The sequence below is a fragment of the Pseudomonas sp. NY15463 genome (assembly GCF_048068415.1).
Taxonomy (GTDB): Bacteria; Pseudomonadota; Gammaproteobacteria; order Pseudomonadales; family Pseudomonadaceae; genus Aquipseudomonas; species Aquipseudomonas mosselii_C.
Window position 1 is genome coordinate 1 of record NZ_JBLUQD010000013.1, and the last position, 20,573, is coordinate 20,573.

At 62.4% G+C, this 20,573-nt stretch carries 16 protein-coding genes; 10 read left to right on the forward strand and 6 right to left on the reverse strand.

Annotated elements, in window-relative coordinates; genetic code table 11:
- Window positions 1-366: 366 nt before the first annotated feature.
- Complete coding sequence (locus ACNFIC_RS23550) at window positions 367-2,547, reverse strand: hypothetical protein (RefSeq protein WP_416782234.1); 2,181 nt, start codon at window positions 2,545-2,547, stop codon at window positions 367-369.
- A 198-nt stretch (window positions 2,548-2,745) separates the two neighbouring features.
- Here ACNFIC_RS23550 and ACNFIC_RS23555 point away from each other — a divergent pair, with 198 nt between their 5' ends.
- Window positions 2,746-3,633, forward strand: coding sequence for an NAD(P)-dependent oxidoreductase (locus tag ACNFIC_RS23555; protein WP_138221164.1), 888 nt, complete (start codon window positions 2,746-2,748; stop codon window positions 3,631-3,633).
- Here ACNFIC_RS23555 and ACNFIC_RS23560 read toward each other — a convergent pair.
- Together ACNFIC_RS23560 and rapA are read right to left on the reverse strand one after the other, a co-directional pair.
- The gene (locus tag ACNFIC_RS23560) at window positions 3,533-5,797 is read right to left on the reverse strand and encodes a putative bifunctional diguanylate cyclase/phosphodiesterase (RefSeq protein WP_416782236.1); all 2,265 of its coding nucleotides are present in this window, start codon (window positions 5,795-5,797) and stop codon (window positions 3,533-3,535) included. The genes ACNFIC_RS23555 and ACNFIC_RS23560 overlap by 101 nt on opposite strands.
- 220 nt (window positions 5,798-6,017) lie before the next feature.
- Window positions 6,018-8,864 (reverse strand): RNA polymerase-associated protein RapA, encoded by a 2,847-nt coding sequence (gene rapA / locus ACNFIC_RS23565; protein WP_416782237.1) that lies wholly within the window; start codon window positions 8,862-8,864, stop codon window positions 6,018-6,020.
- Between the two features lie 126 nt (window positions 8,865-8,990).
- Between rapA and ACNFIC_RS23570 the strand changes: the two genes are divergently transcribed.
- The 8 genes from ACNFIC_RS23570 (at window position 8,991) to ACNFIC_RS23605 (ending at window position 14,425) form a co-directional block, all read left to right on the forward strand.
- A complete protein-coding gene (locus ACNFIC_RS23570; protein WP_416782239.1) occupies window positions 8,991-9,686 on the forward strand; it encodes a M949_RS01915 family surface polysaccharide biosynthesis protein in 696 nt (231 codons plus the stop codon).
- Between the two features lie 89 nt (window positions 9,687-9,775).
- Window positions 9,776-10,102 carry an aspartate-semialdehyde dehydrogenase gene (locus ACNFIC_RS23575; protein ID WP_138221168.1) on the forward strand — a complete coding sequence of 109 codons (327 nt, stop codon included), beginning with the start codon at window positions 9,776-9,778 and terminating at the stop codon, window positions 10,100-10,102.
- Between the two features lie 59 nt (window positions 10,103-10,161).
- A complete protein-coding gene (locus tag ACNFIC_RS23580; protein WP_416782240.1) occupies window positions 10,162-10,323 on the forward strand; it encodes a hypothetical protein in 162 nt (53 codons plus the stop codon).
- A gap of 135 nt (window positions 10,324-10,458) precedes the next feature.
- Complete coding sequence (ccoM, locus tag ACNFIC_RS23585; protein ID WP_276610966.1) at window positions 10,459-10,575, forward strand: cytochrome c oxidase subunit CcoM; 117 nt, start codon at window positions 10,459-10,461, stop codon at window positions 10,573-10,575.
- A gap of 334 nt (window positions 10,576-10,909) precedes the next feature.
- Window positions 10,910-12,898, forward strand: coding sequence for an FUSC family protein (locus ACNFIC_RS23590; RefSeq protein ID WP_138221169.1), 1,989 nt, complete (start codon window positions 10,910-10,912; stop codon window positions 12,896-12,898).
- On the forward strand, window positions 12,885-13,091 hold the full coding sequence (locus ACNFIC_RS23595) for a DUF1656 domain-containing protein (protein WP_138221170.1): 207 nt from the start codon (window positions 12,885-12,887) through the stop codon (window positions 13,089-13,091). The genes ACNFIC_RS23590 and ACNFIC_RS23595 overlap by 14 nt, the downstream gene beginning before the upstream one ends.
- Window positions 13,092-13,102: 11 nt before the next feature.
- Window positions 13,103-13,963 (forward strand): HlyD family secretion protein, encoded by an 861-nt coding sequence (locus ACNFIC_RS23600; protein ID WP_138221171.1) that lies wholly within the window; start codon window positions 13,103-13,105, stop codon window positions 13,961-13,963.
- Window positions 13,964-14,104: 141 nt separating this feature from the next.
- The gene (locus ACNFIC_RS23605) at window positions 14,105-14,425 is read left to right on the forward strand and encodes a DUF2025 family protein (protein WP_138221172.1); all 321 of its coding nucleotides are present in this window, start codon (window positions 14,105-14,107) and stop codon (window positions 14,423-14,425) included.
- Window positions 14,426-14,431: 6 nt separating this feature from the next.
- Here the strand turns inward: ACNFIC_RS23605 and ACNFIC_RS23610 are convergent, their stop codons facing one another.
- Window positions 14,432-17,014 (reverse strand): EAL domain-containing protein, encoded by a 2,583-nt coding sequence (locus ACNFIC_RS23610; protein ID WP_416782243.1) that lies wholly within the window; start codon window positions 17,012-17,014, stop codon window positions 14,432-14,434.
- Window positions 17,015-17,066: 52 nt separating this feature from the next.
- The gene (locus ACNFIC_RS23615) at window positions 17,067-18,143 is read right to left on the reverse strand and encodes a diguanylate cyclase (protein WP_138221174.1); all 1,077 of its coding nucleotides are present in this window, start codon (window positions 18,141-18,143) and stop codon (window positions 17,067-17,069) included.
- 127 nt (window positions 18,144-18,270) lie between these two features.
- Here ACNFIC_RS23615 and ACNFIC_RS23620 point away from each other — a divergent pair, with 127 nt between their 5' ends.
- On the forward strand, window positions 18,271-19,365 hold the full coding sequence (locus ACNFIC_RS23620) for an MBL fold metallo-hydrolase (protein WP_416782244.1): 1,095 nt from the start codon (window positions 18,271-18,273) through the stop codon (window positions 19,363-19,365).
- On the opposite strand, the gene ACNFIC_RS23625 is transcribed toward ACNFIC_RS23620, so the two are convergent.
- On the reverse strand, window positions 19,362-20,237 hold the full coding sequence (locus tag ACNFIC_RS23625; RefSeq protein ID WP_138221176.1) for a formate/nitrite transporter family protein: 876 nt from the start codon (window positions 20,235-20,237) through the stop codon (window positions 19,362-19,364). The two genes, ACNFIC_RS23620 and ACNFIC_RS23625, sit on opposite strands and share 4 nt — an antisense overlap.
- Window positions 20,238-20,573 lie beyond the last annotated feature (336 nt).

Consider the following 20,573-nt stretch of genomic DNA (forward strand, 5'->3'; position numbering starts at 1 on the left):
GCGAAGCAGGCGACTCGGTGTATGGCACCGGCTTCGCCGGTGTTCGCGGGCAAGCCCGCTCCCACAGGTCCCTGCTAAATCAACAAGTTATGTGTAGTTCTATGAGAGCGGTGGTGCGCCGATGCGACTTGTCCCGCGAACACCGGCTTCGCCGGTGTTCGCGCTGGTCCGGCACTCCGTTAAGCCCGCTCCCACAGGGTACGCGGCGCGCTTGCGAAATCAGTTCTCTGCGCGACAGCGCGGCCCGGCAGGGCTGGGTGAACTCCCACAGAGGGTGAAGGTGCAAGCAGTCGGGATACAGGGACCGCTGCGCGGCCTGTTCGCGGCACAAGGCCGCTCACACAGAGTCCCTGCTAAGCCAAAGGCTCAGTAGTCCACGCGTCCGGTATGGCTGTTCAGCGAGATCACCCGGGTCTTGCCGATACGGTGGCGGAAAATTTCGCGCAGGTATTTCACGGCTTTCTTGACGCATTCGCGCGACAGCCGGATATCGTTGATCGAGACGAAACGGCTCTTGTCGTTGATGAGTTCACGGTACTTCTTCTCGTACATCGGCTTGATCGCGTACCAGTTGGTGTCGAGAATTTTCGCCGGGTTCTCGTACTCATTGAGCAACTCGTCGATGCGCGCCTCGTCGAAGTGTTCGCTGGTGATGAATTCCAGGATGGCGTTGTCCATGGTGTCGTCGAAACGATACGGATTGCGCGCGAAGCAGCGTTTGATGAACGCCACGATCAAGGTCAGGAAGTCATCCGACAGGCATGGGCTCTTGGCGATCAACGTGGTCAGCGACAGGTTGGCCGAGGCGCCGATCACCAACGCGTAGCGCTTGAGCGTGGTGTTGGGGAACAGGCTGTTGAGGTGGGTCTTGAGCCGGTTAAGGTCCATGTACGACAGCTTGTAGTCCTTGGGCAAGGAGACGATCGACACCACCGAGGAGCAGTTCTTGAAGAAGTGCAGGTCGTGCAGGGCGGCGGCGTCGTAGCCCGAGGCCTGGTACTGCTCCAGTGCCGCGCGGTAGCGGCGCGACTCGATCGGCAGCAGGCTGATGCCTTCGATGGCCTGGGTCTGCTTGTTGAAATGCGGCAGGTCGATGGAGCGGAAGAACAGGTCGTCGATGTCCAGGCGCGGTTGTTCGCGCTCGAATACCTTGAACTTGTCCGTGCCTGCCGGTGGCACCTCGGGTACTACCGATTCGGCGTAGGCGATGGCCACAGGGCCGGCCAGGCTCATGAACAGGTCGTTGGCATCCAGGCGGATGGTCTCGCCGATGTCGATGCCGGCGCGGCGGAAATAGTTCTGGTCGTAATCGGTGGTGACGGCCTGGGCGGTGAGGATGTTGAAGATCTGCTGGGAGATGTACTGGTTGGCGTGCTTCTCCATGGCGTTGACGTCGATGTTTTGAATCGTGCCGTCATCGCTCTCTTCGGCGTAGCGCATGATGTCGTTGGAAATCAGCATCATCGCGTTCCATGGGCGGATGCGCCCCATGACGCTGGCTTCGCTGTTGTCTTCGTTATCGAAGTTGTACGAGAAGTCCCACTCTTCCGACAGGTATTTGCACAACAAGCGCCCGGCGTTGATGTGCAGCGCTTCGGACATCTCGCTGCGATGGTCCGAGGCGTTGGGCAGCACGCAGATACCGCTGGTGAAGATCGGCTCGAAGACGAACGAATGCCCGCTCTTGCCGTCGTTCTCTTCGGCGGCCTTGGTGTCGAAGGTCTTGTTCATGTACGAGTACTGCTGGGCCAGGCCGAACTCCGATGCCATGCCCGAGCCGGTACCGCCGCCTGCGCTGAAGATGTAGAAGTACAGGCGCGACTGGTTGGCTTTGATGCCGCAGGAGTCGATCAGGTACGAGTGGATCAGTTTCCAGTCGGCGCTGGAGAAGCGCTGGGTGTCCTTGTTGAGGATGATCTTGGCTAGGTACTGGCCCAGGATCGGCGCGTTACCGGCGCCGCCGGCATGCACCTCGGACAGGTCCATGATCTTCATCTTGCTATAGTCGCGCAGGAAACCGCCGCGCTCGCCCTTGCGCGAGAAGCGGATACGCCCGGCGATGTCCTTGTCCAGGTCGCCCAGCATCACCAGTGGTTCTACCAGGAACACAGGCTTGGACCCCTTGCTCTTGACCAGACGCAGGTTCTGGCGGATCCAGCGCGCCGGGCTATAGCCAGACTCCCCCTTGAAACGGTCTTCGTTGTTGAACTCGTTGAGGAAGAAGGTGCGGGCGTTGTATACCAGCTCCGCGACGTCCAGGGCGATGTTCGAGCCGCAGCGACCCAGGCCGATCAGGCACACCGAAGGGAACTGCTGCTCAAGGCGCAGTTGCTCGTCGTCCTCCACATGCAGGTTTTGCGGGAACACCAAGTCGCGCAAGCCGTCGAGGTTATCGAGAATGCGCTGGATGTCCTGTTCGGTGAAGTACAGGTACTGCGACTGTGGGCTGCGCGGAGCTGGCAGCTCTCGAGCACTGCCTGCGGTCAGCGAGGTGGAGGGGTTCGACAACTCGGGGAGCGCATTGGCAGAAGTGTTCGTAGAGGTCATAGTGCGCCATTTGCCTGGGAGAGTGGGCTTTTCGATGATGAATGCCATTTGGCCATCAGCGAGGGGTTTCGCGACTTTATCAGTGCGTCTTTTCCGCATGCGATAGGGGATTTCCCTATCCCCTTGAAGGTTTTTATTGCGTACCTGCACTGCATCGCCCGTTTGTCACGCTTCTTTAATCTTCTGCTGGAGTTGCTCATGAGTCATGCGTTGCCTTCGCTGGGATTTGCCGGAATCGGCTTGATGGGGCTGCCGATGTGTCATCGCCTGTTGGCTGCCGGTTATCCGTTGACCGTGTGGAACCGCAGCCCGGACAAATGCGCCGCGCTTGTGGCTGCTGGGGCGCGCTTGGCGCACAGCCCGGCGCAGTTGTGTGAAGCTGCGGACATGTTGCTGCTGTGTCTGGCCGACACAGCGGCGGTACGCGAGGTGGTGTTTGGCGAGCAGGGCATTGCCGAAGGTGGGCGTGCGGGGCAGTTGCTGGTGGACTTTTCCAGCCTGGAGCCTGGCGCCACTCGCGAGATGGCCGCCCAGTTGGCCGCCCAATGCGGCATGCGCTGGCTGGATGCCCCGGTATCCGGTGGCACCCCGGGGGCGCAGGCGGGCACCCTGGCGATCATGGTCGGGGGGCAGGCACAGGACCTTGAGCGCGCGCGTACGGTGCTGCTCACCTTGGGTCAGCGGGTCACCCACATGGGCGATGTGGGCGCGGGCCAGGTGACCAAGGCGTGCAACCAGATGATCGTGGCTTGCAATGCACTGGTCATTGCTGAAGTGGTGGCTTTGGCCGAGCGCTCCGGGGTCGATGCGCGCTTGATAGCCGAGGCCTTGGCCGGTGGCTTCGCCGACTCCAAGCCTTTGCAGATACTCGCGCCGCAAATGGCCGAGCGCCGTTTCGAACCAATCAAGTGGCACGTACGCACGTTGCTCAAAGACCTTGACGGGGCCGTGAAGCTTTCTCGTGAGCAGGGCGCAGCGACGCCGCTCAGTGGCCTCGCTGCGCAACTGATGCGCCTGCATGGTAGCCAGGGCTATCTGGAACAAGACCCGGCGACGCTGGTCGAGCTGTATCGCGACAAGCCGTGACGACGGCATGCTGGCGGTCGAGGCGTTCGAGCACGGGGCGCAGTTCGCCGAGCGGCACCGGTCGGCTGAGCAAGTAGCCTTGGAGGTAGTCGCAGCCTTGGGCGGCCAGGAACGCTTGTTGCTCGAGTGTTTCGACACCTTCGCTCACCACCTTCAGGTGCAGGGAGTGAGCCATGATGATGATTGCCCGGACGATCTCGCCGTCGCTCTGGTTGCCCGGTACGTCGATGACGAACGAGCGGTCGATCTTCAGCACATCCAGCGGCAGGCGCTTGAGGTAGGCCAGCGATGAGTAGCCGGTGCCGAAGTCGTCGATCGACAACGCTACGCCCTGGGCGCGGATGCGTTTGAGCAAGTCGATGGTTTGCTGGATGTTGCCCATCAGGGCGTTTTCGGTGACTTCCAGTTCCAGTTGGCGGGGATCCAGCCCGGCCTGGCGCAGCGCCAGTTCCACTTCGCTGGCCAGCTCTTCACGGGCCAGGGTCAGGGTCGAGCAGTTCACCGACACCTTGAGTTCGCCGTAGCCGTATCGATTGAGCCAGGCAAGGTCGTTACACGCCTGACGTAATACCCACAAGTCCAGCTCGGCGATCAGCCCGTTGGTCTCGGCCATGCCGATGAATCGGTCAGGGCTGAGCAGGCCATGCTGTGGGTGTTGCCAGCGTACCAGCGCCTCCAGCTTGGCCACGCGGCCGCTGTGCAGGTCATGGATCGGTTGGTAGTACACGCACAGGCCATGCGCGCCCCGCAGTGCCTCGCGCAGTTCTTCTTCCAGTTGCAACTCCAGCGTGGCGCGGGTTTTCAGGCGGTTGTCGAAGAAGTGCAGGCTGTTGCGCCCGCAGGCTTTGGACTGGTACAGCGCAAGATCGGCATTTTTCAACAGCTCCTCGGCGTTCAGGCCATCTTCGGGGAACACGCTGATACCGATGCTGGTGGTCATCACCATGCGCCGCCCGTCTAGATCGATGGGGTCCTTCATCCGCGACATGATGCGTTGAGCCAGGTGGCGCGCCTCCTCGCGGCTGTTGAGTGGGGTGACGATGCAGAATTCGTCGCCACCAAAACGTGCGACCAGGTCATGGCCACGGGTCGCGGCCTTGATGTGCCCGGCGATCACCTTGAGCAACTGGTCGCCAGCGGCGTGGCCGAGGCTGTCGTTGATGCGCTTGAAGTGGTCGATGTCGAGGAACATCACCGCCAGCATGCTGCCACTGGCCGCGTGGTCAACCAAGCGTTCGGCGAACACCTGGTTGAAGCCGCGCCGATTGACCAGGCAGGTCAGTGCATCGTAGTGGGCGGCTTGTTGCAGCGAGGCACGGGCCTGGTCGAGCTGGCTCAACAACACACTGACGCGACGCAGGTCGCGCTCCTTGCTTTGTAGTTTCTTGTCGGCCAGGGCCGCACTGATGCTGCTGCCACTGATCAGCAAGGTGATGAACGCAATGGCCAAGGCCAATTGGGCGCTGTTGTCGTGGGTGGGCAGTCGCAGTGCTGTGGACTCAGGTATCACCAGGGTCATGGCGGCCATGCCGGTGAAGTGGGTCAGCACGATCCCGCTGGCCATCAGCAGGCAGGCGCCGTGCTTCATCAATAGATGCAGGGTGCCGCTGCCATTGCGAAAGCGTCTGGCCATCAGCAGCGCCACCAGGCTGCTGGCCACCGCAAGGCCGACCGAGACCAGCAGCAGGGGCGTCTGATAATACTGCTGGGCGCCGGTCTGCAGGGCAGCCATGCCGGTGTAGTGCATCACACTGATGCCCAGACCGATGCACAAGGCGGTTTGCAGGTAGTGGTGCGGGCGCATGTGGCTGTGTTCGAGGCTGCGCATGGCCAGCCAGGCGGCCAGCAGGGCCGTCAGCAAGGAGAGTGCGGTCAGGGGCGCGTCGTAATGCACCTCCAATGGCGCTTCGAAGGCCAACATGGCGATGAAGTGCATGGCCCAGATACTTCCGGCCAGGCAGCAGGCACCGAGTATCCGCCATTGGCGCCGGGCCATGGGGTCTTCGCAGTGGCTTTGGCGCTCGGCCATGTTCAGCGTGGCGAAGCAACCCACGCACGCCACGGCAAAGGCGAGCAGCACCAGCAGGGTATTGTGTCGGCAGTCGAGGATGATTTGCCCGCTCGCCGGCAGGTCGGCGAACAGTTGCAGTCCCAGCCAGTCCATTGCATGCCTCTTCGTCGAGTTCGCACGGGTCTCCAAGGCCGGAGACAGGTCTGGGGAAGTATAGAAAGCGGTATTTAAACCTTCCTGATTAATGGCATTTTGATTTCTACCATTTGGATATGAAAGCTATAGCGCAGGGATCTAAAAGGATGACATGCCTGCGCGGGACAAGGGGCAGCGGCGCGCCGCCGCGACTTGCCCCGCGCAGGCATCAGGGCACTCAGCCAGCGACCAGGACGCGAATCGCTTCCAGGCGCAGAGCGGCCTTTTGCAAGGCTGCCAGGCCTTCTGCACGCTGCTTGCGCAAGGCCTCGATTTCGCTATCGCGCACGCTTGGGTTGACGGCCTGTAGCGCGCTCAAGCGGGCAAGCTCTTCATCCGCCTCGGCGGCCAAGCGTTGTTGGGCTTCGGCCACTCGGCTCTCGTGGGTCGGCACGACCTTGGCTTCGCCTGCGGCAATGCGTTGGGCAAGCACGTCACGCTGGGCCTGGACGAACTTGTTGGCGCTGGCCTTGGGCACGCTTTCGAGTTGGTCGTTGAGGGTTTCGAACGCCACCCGTGGCCCCAGGTCGTTGCCATTGGCATCGAGCAGGCAGCGCAGCGCCGCAGGCGGCAGGTAGCGACCCAGTTGCAGGCTGCGCGGCGCCACTACTTCGCTGACATAGAGCAGTTCGAGCAGTACGGTGCCGGGTTTGAGCGCTTTGTTCTTGATCAGCGCAACGGCGGTGTTGCCCATCGAGCCGGACAGCACCAAGTCCATGCCGCCCTGGACCATGGGGTGTTCCCAAGTGAGGAACTGCATGTCCTCGCGCGACAGGGCCTGGCTGCGGTCGTAGGTGATGGTCACGCCTTCGTCGTCGCCCAGCGGGAAGCTGGCGTCGAGCATTTTTTCGCTGGGCTTGAGCACCAGGGCGTTTTCCGAGTGGTCCTCGCTGTCGATACCGAAGGCGTCGAACAGGGTCTCCATGTAGATCGGCAGGGCGAACTGGTCGTCTTGCTCAAGAATGGCCTCGACCAGGGCCTCGCCTTCGCCTGCGCCGCCAGAATTGAGTTCCAGCAGGCGGTCGCGGCCGGTGTGCAACTCGGCTTCCAGGCGCTCGCGCATTGCGCGGGCGTCGCTTACCAGGGCGTTCCAGCTGTTTTCGTCACCCTCGGCCAGCAACGGCAGCAGGCGCGAGCCGAATTGATGCTGCAGGGCGTTACCGGTCGGGCAGGTATTGAGGAAGGCGTTGAGGCCTTCGTGATACCACTGGAACAGGCGCTCCTGCGGGCTGTCCTGCAGGTAGGGAATGTGCAGTTCGATGGTGTGCTTCTGGCCGATCCGGTCGAGGCGCCCGATGCGTTGTTCCAGCAGGTCGGGGTGCGCCGGCAGGTCGAACATCACCAGATGGTGGGCGAACTGGAAGTTGCGGCCTTCGCTGCCGATCTCCGAACAGATCAGCACCTGTGCACCGAACTCTTCATCGGCGAAGTAGGCGGCGGCGCGGTCGCGTTCGAGGATGCTCATGCCCTCGTGGAACACCGTGGCCGGAATGCCGGAACGTACGCGCAGGGCGTCTTCCAGGTCCATGGCGGTTTCGGCGTGGGCACAGATCACCAGCACCTTGGTGCGCTTGAGCATCTTCAAGGTGTCGATCAGCCAGTCGACGCGTGGGTCGAAGCGCCACCAGCGTTCTTCATCGCTGGTCTGGCCCTGGGCCTGGAAGGCGACTTCCGGGTACAGCTCGGCGCGCTCGCCGGCTGGTAGTGCGGCATATTGTTCGGGGTTGGCCAGCGGGTAGGGGTGCAGGTGGCGCTCGGGGAAGCCCTGGATCGCCGCACGGGTGTTACGGAACAGCACGCGACCGGTGCCGTGGCGGTCGAGCAACTCACGGATCAGGCGCGCGCTGGCCTGGGTATCACCCTCGTTGATGGCAGCCAGCAGGGTTTCGCCTTCGGCACCCAGGAAGCCTTGGATGGTGGCATGCGCCTTGGACGACAGGCGGCCTTCGTCGAGCAGTTCCTGCACCGCTTCGGCCACCGGGCGATAGTGCTCGCTTTCGGCGCGGAAGGCGGCCAGATCGTGGAAACGGTGGGGGTCGAGCAGACGCAGGCGAGCGAAGTGGCTGTCCTGGCCGAGCTGCTCGGGGGTCGCGGTGAGCAGCAGCACCCCTGGGATCACTTGCGCCAGTTGCTCGACCAGCGCGTACTCGGGGCTGGCCTGTTCTTCATGCCAGACCAGGTGATGAGCCTCGTCGACCACCATCAGGTCCCAGCCGGCGGCGAACAGCGCGTCCTGGGCTTTCTCGTCGTCAACCAACCATTCCAACGCGACCAGCGCCAGTTGGGCGTCCTCGAACGGGTTGCTGGCATCGCTTTCGATGAAGCGCTCGGCGTCGAACAGTGCCACTTGCAGATTGAAGCGGCGGCGCATTTCCACCAGCCACTGGTGCTGCAGGTTCTCCGGTACCAGGATCAGCACGCGGCTGGCGCGACCCGAGAGCAACTGGCGATGGATTACCAGGCCGGCCTCGATGGTCTTGCCCAGACCGACTTCGTCGGCCAGCAGTACGCGTGGCGCGATGCGATCGGCCACTTCGCGGGCGATGTGCAATTGGTGAGCGATGGGTTGGGCACGTACGCCGCCCAGGCCCCACAAGGATGAGAGCATCTGCTTGCTGGTGTGCTGCAAGGTGTTGTAGCGCAGGGAGAACCAGGACAGCGGGTCGATCTGCCCGGCGAACAGGCGGTCGCTGGCCAAACGGAACTGGATGAAGTTCGACAATTGCGTCTCGGGCAGCGTGCGTGGCACGTTCTGCGCGTCGATACCGTGGTAGACCAGCAGGCCATCGGCATCATCGACCTCGCGCACGGTCAGCTTCCAGCCTTCGAAATGCGTGATCTGGTCGCCCGGCGAGAAGCGCACGCGGGTCAGCGGCGCATTGCGTAGCGAGTACTGGCGAGTGTCGCCTGTGGCCGGGTAGAGCACGGTCAACAGGCGGCCATCCTGCGCCAGGATGGTCCCAAGACCGAGCTCGGCTTCGCTGTCGCTGATCCAGCGTTGCCCCGGTTGATACTGCTGCGCCATACTGCCAAAACTCCCGCGATGAAAAAGTCGGTCATGTTAACGGATCGGCTGCGCCAGACCAATGAATCAAAGAGTCTAGCGTGTTCATCGACCACCACCGTGTCGTCACGAGGGCCGCGCGCCAACATGTTTGCCAAGCACCGCTGGTTGAACGTTACCTTGGGCCTGGGCAGCCTGGCGCTGCTGGCAGGCTGCGAGCAGAAGAGTTTCGAAGTGCTGGCGCCGATCCCGGTCGAACAGCTGGAGGTGCTCGGCGTGCAGGCTCCGATCAAGAGCGTGCACTTCCATGACCGTGAGGGTGAAGGGCTGTTGGTGCTGAGCCGGGTTGATGGCCAGGCCACCGACCCGGATACCGAGGAGGAAGTCGACAAGGTCGTGCTCAAGGCTACTTTGTACGGCCGCATGGCTTCGGCTGATACCTTCAAGCCGCGCTGGCAGATCGAGCAAGAGACCACGTGCGCAGGCTTGGACCTGGATGTCGACTTCTATACCGACGTCAGTGACGTGAGTGACCTGAACAAAGATGGCGTCGCCGAGGTGACCGTGGCCAGCCATGCGTTCTGTGGTGGCGGGATCGACCCTCACGATATCGCCATCGAGCTGCGTGAAGGCCAGGCGATATACACCATCACCGGTCAGTCGTTGATTACACCTGCTGGAGAAGAACCGTTCGGCGGTGAGCGCGAAGACAGCGCCTCGTTGAAAAACGCCCCGCAGGTGCTGCGCGAGCATATGGATAGCGTCTGGCAAAAAGTCTACAAGCGGCCATGGAGCGAAAGCACAGCGCCTGCGGACGATGCGCCGGACGACGATGGCGAATGACCGGCAGTGTGATGCACCGCACACTGTCAGCCTTCGCCGTTCAAGGCGGCTGAGCATCGGCCGACACAGTAGCTACAGGAGAACACCCAATGCTGCCGCCGATCATTCCCCTCAGCGCCGCCCCCGTGACGACGCAACAAGACCCGATCAGACAGACCCCGAACATTCCTGCCGTGGTCCCGGCCCAGCCTGCCTCCAGCGAAAGCACCATCGACCTCAAGCAGCAGCGCGACCCCGAAGAGCAGGGCTTCTTGCTGCGCGAAAAGCAGCGCCGCGAGCAAAAGCGCCGGCGTGATCGCGAACAGGAACGTTTCGAAGCGCTGCCCGGCGATGAGCTGAATGCTGACAATACGGTGCCGGTCGCCCCATTGGGCGAGCGTACCCGCCAAGGGTTGCTGGTCGACATCGAAGTCTGACTGGCCAGCGCCGCCATCTGCCTGCATCATTGAGGCCTCTGCTGTCCGTCGAGCCTGTTATGAGCCAAGACAACCTGATCGATTTCGGTGCCGAGCGCGCCAAACGTATCCACGACCTTAATGACAAGCGCCTGGACGACATGCGCAAGGCCTTCGAGCAGGCCATGCCATTGGCCTCGGGCAAGAAAAAGAAATCCAAGGGCAAGCCCAAGAGGCGCTGAAACTTGATGCAGGTCAAGCCTGCACCCGCCTCGCGTGCCCGGCCCCGGGCACCATTGATCCCGGTCAATTCCCCCGCCCACCTCATTGGTTACCTTGCACCCATCGGATGACGGCACATCAAGGGAGGGGCCGACATGTTCTTCGACAACGTGGTTATCGCCGGTGTGGTAACGGTCGGGTTGATGTTGGCGTTCTTTGCCGGTCTAGGCATTTTCATCTGGAAGGACTCAAGCAAGCGCAAACAGCGCTGATCCTTCCCGATCCATGAGCACGCAAGGCATTTAGGGCGACTTCGGTCGCCCATTTTTTTGTCTGTGATGTGGACTCGCTGATTGAGCAGCGTCCCTGAGCGGTCTTGCCGGGGCACCGGACAGGCAGGAAAGCCTTAGGATCTCGATATCATGCAGGGTCGCCAAAGCTGCGCCACAGCCTTTCGCGGCGCAAGGCTGCTCCCGCAGGGACGAGCTAAGTCTCCAGATTAGTGCAGGCAAGATGATTAGCTAGCTAATTACTTGTGTTCGACTTATTCTGCTATCTGTTGTCTATCTTTCTATCAGTACCTCTTCCACCCGCAAGGTCCGCTTCGTGCCCATCACTTTCCTGGCCCTGTTCGCCCCCAGCGGCCTCGCTCTCAAGTTCGCCGCCAAGACCCTGTTCGGGGGAGGCCTGGCACTGTGGCTGGCGATGCGCTGGGGCTTGGAGCAACCATCATGGGCGCTGATGACGGCGTTCATCGTTGCCCAACCACTGTCGGGCATGGTGGTACAGAAGGGCTTGGCGCGGTTGGCCGGGACGCTGGTAGGCACCTTCATGTCGGTGGTGTTCATGGGCCTGTTCGCGCAGACACCCTGGCTGTTCCTGCTTACCCTGGCGGCATGGCTGGCATTGTGCACCGCCGCGTCCACCCAGTTGCGCAGCGCATGGGCTTATGCCTTCGTGCTGGCCGGCTATACCGCGGCGATCATTACCCTGCCGGCGATCAGCAATCCGCTGCAAGTGTTCGACCAAGCGGTGGCGCGCTGTACCGAAATCTCCCTGGGTATCTGCTGCGCCACTGCCAGTAGCGCATTGATCTGGCCGTTGCGGGTCGAGCAGCAGCTCGCCGGCCAGGCGCGCCGAGCCTGGCACAATGGGCTGCAAGCGGCCAGCGCGATGTTGGGCGGTGAGGACCAGGCGCGCGAAGGCCTGCTGGACACCCTCGGCGGTATCGTGGCCATTGATGCACAGCGCGAACACGCCTGGTTCGAGGGGCATCGTGGCCGGCAGCGGGCTCGGGCGATCAATGGCTTGAGTCAGACACTCATGGTGCTGCTGCGGATTTCGCGGTCGGTGCGCCGCCAGTGGCGCCAGCTCGATGAGCGCGAAAGTGCGCGCTTGGCGCCTTGGCTGGATCAGGTCCGTGCGCAGCTGGCCACGCCCGATCAGCCGAGCCTGTTGCTGCTGCGCCAGCGCATCTGGGATGCCGCCCACGATGACGGCATCAGCTCTGCCGAGCACTACTGCCTGGCCCGTCTGGCGCTGCTGCTGGACTACGCCATGGCGGCCAGTCAGGCGCTGGAGGATGTCGAGCAGGGCAGGGCACCGAAGCGACCGGTGCAGAGCCTGGCTGTGCACCGAGACGTGTCCTTGGCCCTGCTGTTCGGATCGCGCAGTGCTCTGGCATTTTTGATCATGAGCAGCTTCTGGCTGGCTACTGCCTGGCCGTCGGCCCCAGGGGGGCTGGTACTGACCTGTGTGGTCTGCAGCTTGTTCGCCAGCCGCGAGAATGGCGCGCAAATCGGCCTGAGTTTCTTGCGTGGCATCCTGCTGGCGGTGCCGGCAGCCTTTATCGTCGGGCAAATCCTCCTGCCGCAATGGAGCAGTTTCGCCATGCTGTGCCTGGGGATGGGCGTGCCGTTGTTTCTCGGGGCGCTGGGCATGGCCCATCCGCGCACCGGGCCCACGGCAACCTCGTATTGCCTGCACTTCATCGTGTTAGTGGCGCCGCTCAATGCGATGCAGTTCAACGTGGCGACCCTGCTCAACAGCGCCCTGGCAATGCTGGTGGGGGTGGGCGCGGCGGTGATGGCCTTTCGGTTGCTGGTGCTGCGCCATCCTGCCTGGCTGGGCCGGCGTCTGCGCGCGGCGACCCAGAGCGACTTGGTACGCCTTACCCGTCGTGACCTACGGGGCGCCGACAGCTGGTTCGGTGGGCGGATGGCCGATCGCCTGATGCAGTTGGCGCGCCACGCCAGCGAATTGCCACCCGCTGCTCGCCAGCGTTGGGACGACGGTCTACATGGGCTGGACATCGGCGATGAGCTGGTGCACCTGCGCATGTGTCTGGCCGTGGCCCAGGCCCCACTGGGCAATGCCGAACGCCGCTACCTGCAAGCCCTGGAGGCGGTGCTGGCCAGCGGCCCTGCACCTGGGCGCGGACAACAGCTGGATGCGGCCAGTGAACAGTTCATCGAGGCCTTGCGCGAACAGCCGCCCAACGATCCGCTGCGCTTGGCCATTGGCGCTGTGTTGCAGTTACGCAATAGCTGGGGCAAATGGTGCCGTTGGCAGGAGGAAACCCATGGGGTTACGTGAATGGGCTCTGGGCGGCGTGCTGCTGAGCCCCTTTCTGATCTATGTATTGATGGCGCTGGTGCTCACCGGGGTGTTGCGTGTGATCGTGCAGGCAACGCCGTTGGGGCGCTGGATCTGGCATGAAGCACTGTTCGATGCGGCGCTATTCGTTTGTGTCCTGTTCCTGGTGGTGCGTCTGCTGGGACCTTTGTAAGGAGTAAGTCCATGCGTACAGCCGTACGTGCCCTGGTCACCCTATGCGTGGTGGTCGTTGCCGTGTTCGCCGGTTATCAGCTCTGGCAGTACTACATGCTTACGCCCTGGACTCGGGATGCGCGGGTGCGCGCCGATGTGGTGGTAATCGCCCCTGATGTGTCCGGCTGGGTGAGCGGGCTCAAGGTGCGTGACAACCAGCAGGTCAAGGCGGGCGATCTGTTGATGACGATTGACCGCGAGCGTTTTCAGGCCGCCGTCGACCAGGCCAGCGCGGTGGTTGAAACGCGTACCCAGCAAGTGCGCCTGCGCGAGCGCGAGGCCGCGCGGCGCAACGCCCTGGGGCCCGAGGCAATCAGTGCCGAGTTGCGCGAGAACGCGCAGATCAACGCTGCCGTGGCGCGCGGCGAGTTGCACGAAGCCGAGGCGCAACTGAAGGTGGCCAGGATCAATCTGGCCCGCAGCGAAGTACGCGCGCCACGCAGCGGGCACATCACCAACCTGCGCCTGGCTGAAGGTAACTATGTCAATGCCGGGCAGTCGGTGATGGCATTGGTGGATGACGCCACGTTCTACATCCAGGCCTACTTCGAGGAGACCAAACTGCCGCGCATTCGCGTCGGTGATTCGGTCAAGGTCTGGCTGATGGGGGCCGGCGAGTCGCTGCCGGGGCAGGTGGAGAGCATCAGCCGCGGTATTACCGACCGCAACTCGACGCCAGATGGGCAGTTGCTGCCGGAGGTCGAGCCAACCTTCAACTGGGTGAGGCTGGCGCAGCGCATTCCGGTGCGTATTCGCCTGGAGCAGATCCCTGAAGGCACGAGCCTCAGTGCGGGCATGACCGCCAGCGTGCAGGTGCGTGAGGCGCAGTGAGGTCGGTGCGCGGCGGTTGGATGAAAAAGCCTTGGCGAAGAGTCCGGCGGCTGGGGTAGGCTGTTGCCTGCGCGTTGCCCGTCAGAGGCAACCGCTTTGCAGCCGGGCGTGCGTCACTTCCATTGATCGCGAGGTTACGCCATGGCCATCACGTCCCAAGACATCTGCAACGCCGCCGACCAACTCAAGGGTTTTGTCGGATTCCACGGTAAACGCGGCACCCATATCGTGCGTTTTTCCGAAGACGCGTTTGGCATGGATGTCGCTGATGACAGCATCACCCCCAGCAGCGAGTTCGTCTGGCGCCCCGAGAGTGAGCAGCGCATGGCGTTGTGTCGCGAGCGCCTGGCCTTGCTGTTCGGCCAGCATGTGGATGACCGGCTGAACATCGGCGAGCCCCTGCGCGTTTACCTCAAACGCAGCGACCTGCCTGAGATCGTCGCTGAGCGTAGGGTGCGCTGAGCCTGTTCAGCAGGCGCCGTGGCGCGGCTCGCGCTTGGCCAGCAGCGCTTCGAACTGAAGGCGCTCCAGCGGCCGGCTCAGGTAGAAGCCCTGTACCTCATGGCAGCGCTCCTTGCCGAGCGCCTTGAGTTGCTGCTCGGTCTCCACCCCTTCGGCAGTGACGGTCAAGCCCATGGCTTTGCCCAGGTTGATGATGGCCTGCACCACGGCGCGGTCATTGCCATTCGGGTTGTTGAGCCCGGCGATGAAGCGTTTGTCGATCTTGATGCTGTCGAAGGGGTAGGTGCGCAGGTATCCCAGGGACGAATAGCCGGTGCCGAAATCGTCCATATTCAAGCGCACCCCCAGCTCCTTGAGCGCCAGCATGGTGCCCAAGGCACCTTCGATATCGTTGAGCATCACGTTCTCGGTAATCTCAAGCTCCAGGCGCTGTGCCGGGAAACCCGTCTCCAGCAACACCTGACGCACGTCGGCTACCACATCGCGGCGCAGGAACTGTGCCGGTGACAGGTTGACCGACACCAGCAATGGCTGTGGCCAGGTGCAGGCGGTGCGGCAGGCTTCGAGCAGCACCCAGCGGCCCAGGGTGACGATCAGGTCGCTCTGTTCGGCCAGGGGAATGAAGGTGTCCGGCCCCAGCAAGCCCTCCTGTGGGTGCTGCCAGCGCAGCAACGCTTCGACCGATACGATGCGCAGGTCGTCCATACGGTAGCGCGGTTGGTAATGCAGGACGAACGCCTGCTCTCTGACAGCCCGTCGCAAGTCGTTCTCCAGTTGCCGACGGTACTGGATTTGCTGGTTCATCTCGGGCGAGAAGTAGCGCCAGGTGTGCTTGCCGTCGGCCTTGGCCTGGTACAGGGCGATGTCAGCGCAGCGGATCAGCTCGCCTGCATCCGTGCCCTGGGTGCGGGTCTGGGCGATACCGAGGCTGGCGCTGACGTGCAATTGGTGTGCTTCGAAGGTGATTGGTTGCTGCAGCTGTTCGATCAGTCGTGCGCAGAAGCGGTCGATTTCGCTGCGGTTATCCAGGCCTTGCAGGACCAGCACGAATTCGTCGCCGCCCAGGCGAGCCACCAGGTCGCCGTCACGGGTGCTGTCGCGCAGGCGTGTGGCGACCTCCTGCAAGACTGCGTCTCCGGCGGCGTGACCGAGCGAATCGTTGATGGGCTTGAAGCTGTCCAGGTCCAACAGCAGCAGTGCCAGTGGCGGCGAGTCGTTGCCACGCAGCAGCGCTTGTTCGAGGTGACGCGAGAGCTTGTTGCGATTGGCAAGGCCCGTGAGCGCATCGTGCATCGAAAGGTGCTGGATGCGGGCATGGGCATCGACTTCATCGGTGATGTCGCTGGCGGTGCCGCGAAAACCCGCCAGCTTGCCGTCGAACAGGATTGAGCGTGCCGAGATACGGCAGTAACGGTGCTCGCCATTGTGGTCGCGGTAGGCGCAGCGCAGGTTGGCCAACGCCTGAGGATCGCTGTCGGCCTGGGTATCGAGCCATGCCAGCAAGGGCGTGGTGTCGCAGGCCAGCAACTGATTGATAGGCTGGCCGAGCCATTCGTCGACCCGGTAGCCGGTGACGTTGGCGAAGCGTTGGGAGATATAGGTCAATCGATGGTGGCGGTCGGTTTCCCAGATCCAGTCAGAGGCCGCCTCGGCCACGGCGCGGAAACGTTGTTCGCTGGCTTCTAGTGCCTGGTTGCTCTTTTGTAGGCGTTGCAGGCTCTGGTCAATGGCCTTGGAGCTACGCCACGCATGACGGAACAGGTACAACAAGGCCAGGCCGAGCACCAGCAGCACACCCGACAGCGCCGGCAACACGGCCCAGAGCAATTGTTGCCCGGGGTGGGGGCTGTCCCAGCTCAGGCTGAAACCGGTATCGCCCAAGCCCACCTGGGCAGAGGTTTGCTGGGTGGATTCGTTGCTCTGCAGGTGCATGCCGGTCAGGCCCGCGCTTTCACCCAGACGCGCAAGCTTGGTGTCGGTCAATTGGTCGATGAATAGCATGACCGGGGCGCTGCGCACTTCGTCTTCACGTACATCCCGGTCCGGGCGCACGGCGGCTGCGCTGAGGATCGCCGGCCAGCCGTTGAAGCGTACGAAAGCGGTGACTTGCGCGCGTGCCGGGGCCGCCTTGCGCGCTCGCTCGATGATTGGTCCAAGCGGTGCCGCCACGTAGGCGCTGACCGACGACTCGCTGGGCTTGCCCTTGAACAGGGCGTAGAGCGTGCCCTTGTCGTTGACTACGAATACGCCCTCGTAGCCGCTGGCATCGTACAGCGATTGGCCAACGTTCTTCTGCTCGTACGCCCATTGCCAATCGGCTTGGCCGTCAAAGTGCGCATAAGCGGCATCCCAGACGGCGTAGCTGGAAAGGAAGTGGCTTGAGGCCTGTAGCCGTTGCTCCAGCGCTTGGTTGGCGTGAAAGCGGCTATGTTGCATCGCCTGCTGGTCAAGGGTAGCGGCGATGTTGAACAAGGCGCCGAGGACGATCAGGCAACCCAGGCCGAACAAGGCGCCGAGCGCCCCGATCAGGCGTCGGATTTGCAGGCGCGAAGTGGGGCTGGAAGGGGGAAGCTCTGCATTCCTGTGCATGCGTGGGCGGCTCCTTCAACTGCAGCCTCCCACCCGGGATCTGGGGGAAGGTCTAGTCAGGATAGGCCAGCCGGAGCGCGGTAGCCTCGCCACGTGCCAGGTTGATCTGGTCGCGTCCTTCATGCTTGGCCGCGTATAGGGCCTTGTCCGCCTCCAGCAGCCAGTCTTCAGGGCTCGTCAGACCCGGGTGGAAGGCGGCGAGGCCGATGCTCAGGCTGATGCGCAGCCCCGGCAACTGTGGGTTGCGGTAAGCCGCGACCTGCTCGCGCAATCGTTCCATCGCCTGACAGGCTTGGGCTTCATGGGTGTTGGGCAAGATCAGACAGAACTCGTCGCCGCCGTAGCGCCCCGCCTTGTCGTGCTCGCGCAGGTTGCGTGTCAGCTCTTCACTGAGTTGGCGCAACACGCAGTCACCGACCACATGCCCGTAGGTGTCGTTGATGGGCTTGAAGTGATCGATGTCGATCAGTGCCACCACCGCCGGCGCTTGTTGTTGCTGGCAGATCTGGAACTTGAGCAGCAGCAGGTCTTTCCAGGCACCGTGGTTGAGCAGGCCAGTAAGGCTGTCAGTGCGGCTCAGTGCGCCGAGGCGGCGCTTGTGGTCGGACAGTTGGATCGCCAACTGATAACACACCCAGCCCAAGGCGAGCGGGTACAGGGTGAGCATCGGCAGGCTGGCGTACACTTGCACCGGTGTCGTCTGCAATTGTAGGCCCGGGCCCAGTACGATGATCGACACCAGCATCCCGACCAGTTGTGCGATCAGCCCGCGCACCACCATGGGCTTGCCGCCCGCAGCGACATTGTTCATGGTCACCATCGAGAGGATGGTCAGGCTTGGCAGCGGATTGAAATGCATGGTCGCGGCCCAGAAGCCGGCCGCCACCGAGTCCAGTTGCAAGTTGCGTAACTCGGCCTGATAGGGCATCGCCGAGCGGCGCGCCCAGTGGTAGGCCACATGCGGCCAGGCCAAGCCATTGAACAGCATCAGCAGCCACACCCAATCGGGTGGTTGCAAGGGTGCCACGGCAGCAGCGGCGGCGATCAGGCCGATACCCTTGCCGATGATGCGTGGTCGGTAAATGCGGCGGACAAACGAGTGTCCTTTTCCGCGGCTTATGTCCGTCATGGTGGTCCGTTTCTGCTGGGGGCGCCGTTTATCGCATAACTCGTATGAATATTGTCGAACATTCATTCATCGGGGAAAAATGACCTTACAAGCCAATTCACGGTTGATGCGATACCTCTGGAGTAACATGAAGCCCTTCCTCTTGCTCGGAGTGCTCCTGTACATGACTCCCATGGCCACCCCCGCTGGCGAGCCGGCGCCATATCGAGACGGTCGGTTCCACAATCAGCTTGAGCTGCCCAAGGATGGCATGCTCAAGAAACTGCGCATCGGCATGAAGTACCTGCTCCTGCGCAAGCTCCCTGAAACGCGCCCCGACACCGCCATGGCCGTGCAGCCCATGAGCCGCCAGCAGGTGCTCGATGCACCGGACCACAGCCTTTGGCGGCTCGGGCATTCCACTATCCTGCTCAAGCTGCGCGGACATTTTTTTCTGACCGATCCGGTGTTCGCCGAGCGAGCCTCACCGGTGCAGTGGGCTGGGCCGTTGCGCTTCCATGCACCGCCCCTGGCCATCGAGGATCTGCCGCCGCTGGCGGCAGTCATTCTCTCCCATGACCATTTCGATCACCTCGATGAACAGGCTATCCGGCGGCTGGCACCGCGCACCGAACAGTTTCTCGCGCCCTTGGGCGTGGGCGAACTGCTGATGGAGTGGGGTGTACCGAGGTCTAAAGTGCGCCAGTTGGACTGGTGGCAGGAGGCGCAGGTACAGGGCGTACGCTTCGTCGCAACGCCGGCGCAGCATTTTTCTGGTCGTGGGCTGTTTGACAGCAATCGCAGGCTGTGGGCGTCGTGGGTCGTTATCGATGCCGGGTTGAGGCTGTTTTTCAGTGGTGACACTGGCTATTTCGAAGGCTTTCGCGAAATTGGTGAGCGCTATGGGCCGTTCGACATCACGTTGATGGAAACCGGCGCCTATAACCTGGCCTGGCCGCATGTGCATATGCAGCCTGAGCAGAGCCTTCAGGCCCACCTTGATGTCCGTGGACGCTGGCTGTTGCCTATCCACAACGGTACGTTCGACTTGTCCACGCATGCTTGGCAAGAACCCTTCGAACGGATTCTCGCACTGACCCTCGCGGCGAATGTGGCGCTGTGTACGCCGCCGATGGGCGAGCGGGTCAGTCTCGACTCGCCACATGCCGGGCAGAACTGGTGGCGGCCGCGCGCGCTGCCCCGCCAAGGGCGCTCTGCCGAGCGGGTGGTGGTGACGCGCTAGTCGTGTCGCGCGCGGGTATCGTCAAACAGCCTGGACGGCGGCTTGCCGCTGTCGCTGCGCACCTGGGCGTGGCTGATCAGGGCAAAGATGAAGCTGCCGCCGATGATGTTGCCGGCCAGTGTCGGTAAGGCGAAGTCCAACCAGAAGGCACTCCAGGACTGTTCTCCCGCCCATACCAGGTAGGACACCTCCAGAGAGCCCACTACTATATGTGTGAAGTCTCCCAGTGCCATGAGGTAGGTGATCAGCACGATGATCCAGATCTTGGCCTGCTCCATCGATGGGATCATCCACACCATCGTGGCGATCATCCAGCCCGAAACGATCCCTTTGGCGAACATTTGGCTGAGATCGTTCTCCATCACTTTGCGCCCGATTTCGAGAAACGCGATGTCGGTCTTGCTGTCGAAGATCGGCAGTTCGAGCATCACCCAGGCCACCAGCAAGGTGCCAGACAGGTTGCCGAGCAGAACGATGCCCCATAGTCGCAAGAGTCGGCCCAGGTTGCCCAGGGTCGGGGTGGTCATGACCGGCAGTACGGCGGTGAGCGTGTTTTCGGTGAACAATTGCTGGCGAGCGAGAATCACGCCGAGGAAACCTGCGCTGTAGCCGAGGCTGGCAATCACCTGGATGCTTTCACCTTCGGGTAGGCGTGCATAGAAAAGCCCCATGGCCATCAGCGACAAACCCATGGTCAAGCCGGCGGCCAGTGCCGACCACCAAAGCGCGGCCAGCGTCCGTTCCAGCTCCTGGTCGCCTTGCAGGCGGATGATCTCGTGCAGCACGGCCGCCCTTGGCGGCTGGTTGTGGCTGACTTCTTGTTGCTCGTCCGGCGACAGTCCGGGGGTCTTTTCGCTCTGCTCGTCGCTCATGATCACTGCGCTCCGCGTGGTGTTTCTTTACAGAGCGGAGCGCAGGTCATTTAGTTGCCCGATCGTCGTCGAAAGGCGGTTTTGAAATTTTTCGGATCAAAGTGTTGACTCTGATTTCAAAGCGCGTATTATTCGCCTCCTCGCAGCGTTGAACGCAACGAGGCAAGCGGTAAGTTGTTGAGGTTGAAGGTGTTTTTAAAACGGCTTCGAAAAAAACTTCAAAATAACGCTTGACACGAAATGAGGAAAGCGTAGAATGCGCGCCTCGGTTGAGACGAAAAGCTCTTAACCAAACGCTCTTTAACAAATTGAATCAAGCAATTCGTGTGGGTGCTT

Bases quoted from the DNA above. Each gene is read 5' to 3' on its own strand.
- ACNFIC_RS23550 (WP_416782234.1), bottom strand. From the start codon at position 2,547: ATGACCTCTACGAACACTTCTGCCAATGCGCTCCCCGAGTTGTCGAAC.
- ACNFIC_RS23555 (WP_138221164.1), top strand. From the start codon at position 2,746: ATGAGTCATGCGTTGCCTTCGCTGGGATTTGCCGGAATCGGCTTGATG.
- ACNFIC_RS23560 (WP_416782236.1), bottom strand. From the start codon at position 5,797: ATGGACTGGCTGGGACTGCAACTGTTCGCCGACCTGCCGGCGAGCGGG.
- rapA (WP_416782237.1), bottom strand. From the start codon at position 8,864: ATGGCGCAGCAGTATCAACCGGGGCAACGCTGGATCAGCGACAGCGAA.
- ACNFIC_RS23570 (WP_416782239.1), top strand. From the start codon at position 8,991: ATGTTTGCCAAGCACCGCTGGTTGAACGTTACCTTGGGCCTGGGCAGC.
- ACNFIC_RS23575 (WP_138221168.1), top strand. From the start codon at position 9,776: ATGCTGCCGCCGATCATTCCCCTCAGCGCCGCCCCCGTGACGACGCAA.
- ACNFIC_RS23580 (WP_416782240.1), top strand. From the start codon at position 10,162: ATGAGCCAAGACAACCTGATCGATTTCGGTGCCGAGCGCGCCAAACGT.
- ccoM (WP_276610966.1), top strand. From the start codon at position 10,459: ATGTTCTTCGACAACGTGGTTATCGCCGGTGTGGTAACGGTCGGGTTG.
- ACNFIC_RS23595 (WP_138221170.1), top strand. From the start codon at position 12,885: ATGGGGTTACGTGAATGGGCTCTGGGCGGCGTGCTGCTGAGCCCCTTT.
- ACNFIC_RS23600 (WP_138221171.1), top strand. From the start codon at position 13,103: ATGCGTACAGCCGTACGTGCCCTGGTCACCCTATGCGTGGTGGTCGTT.
- ACNFIC_RS23605 (WP_138221172.1), top strand. From the start codon at position 14,105: ATGGCCATCACGTCCCAAGACATCTGCAACGCCGCCGACCAACTCAAG.
- ACNFIC_RS23610 (WP_416782243.1), bottom strand. From the start codon at position 17,014: ATGCACAGGAATGCAGAGCTTCCCCCTTCCAGCCCCACTTCGCGCCTG.
- ACNFIC_RS23615 (WP_138221174.1), bottom strand. From the start codon at position 18,143: ATGACGGACATAAGCCGCGGAAAAGGACACTCGTTTGTCCGCCGCATT.
- ACNFIC_RS23620 (WP_416782244.1), top strand. From the start codon at position 18,271: ATGAAGCCCTTCCTCTTGCTCGGAGTGCTCCTGTACATGACTCCCATG.
- ACNFIC_RS23625 (WP_138221176.1), bottom strand. From the start codon at position 20,237: ATGAGCGACGAGCAGAGCGAAAAGACCCCCGGACTGTCGCCGGACGAG.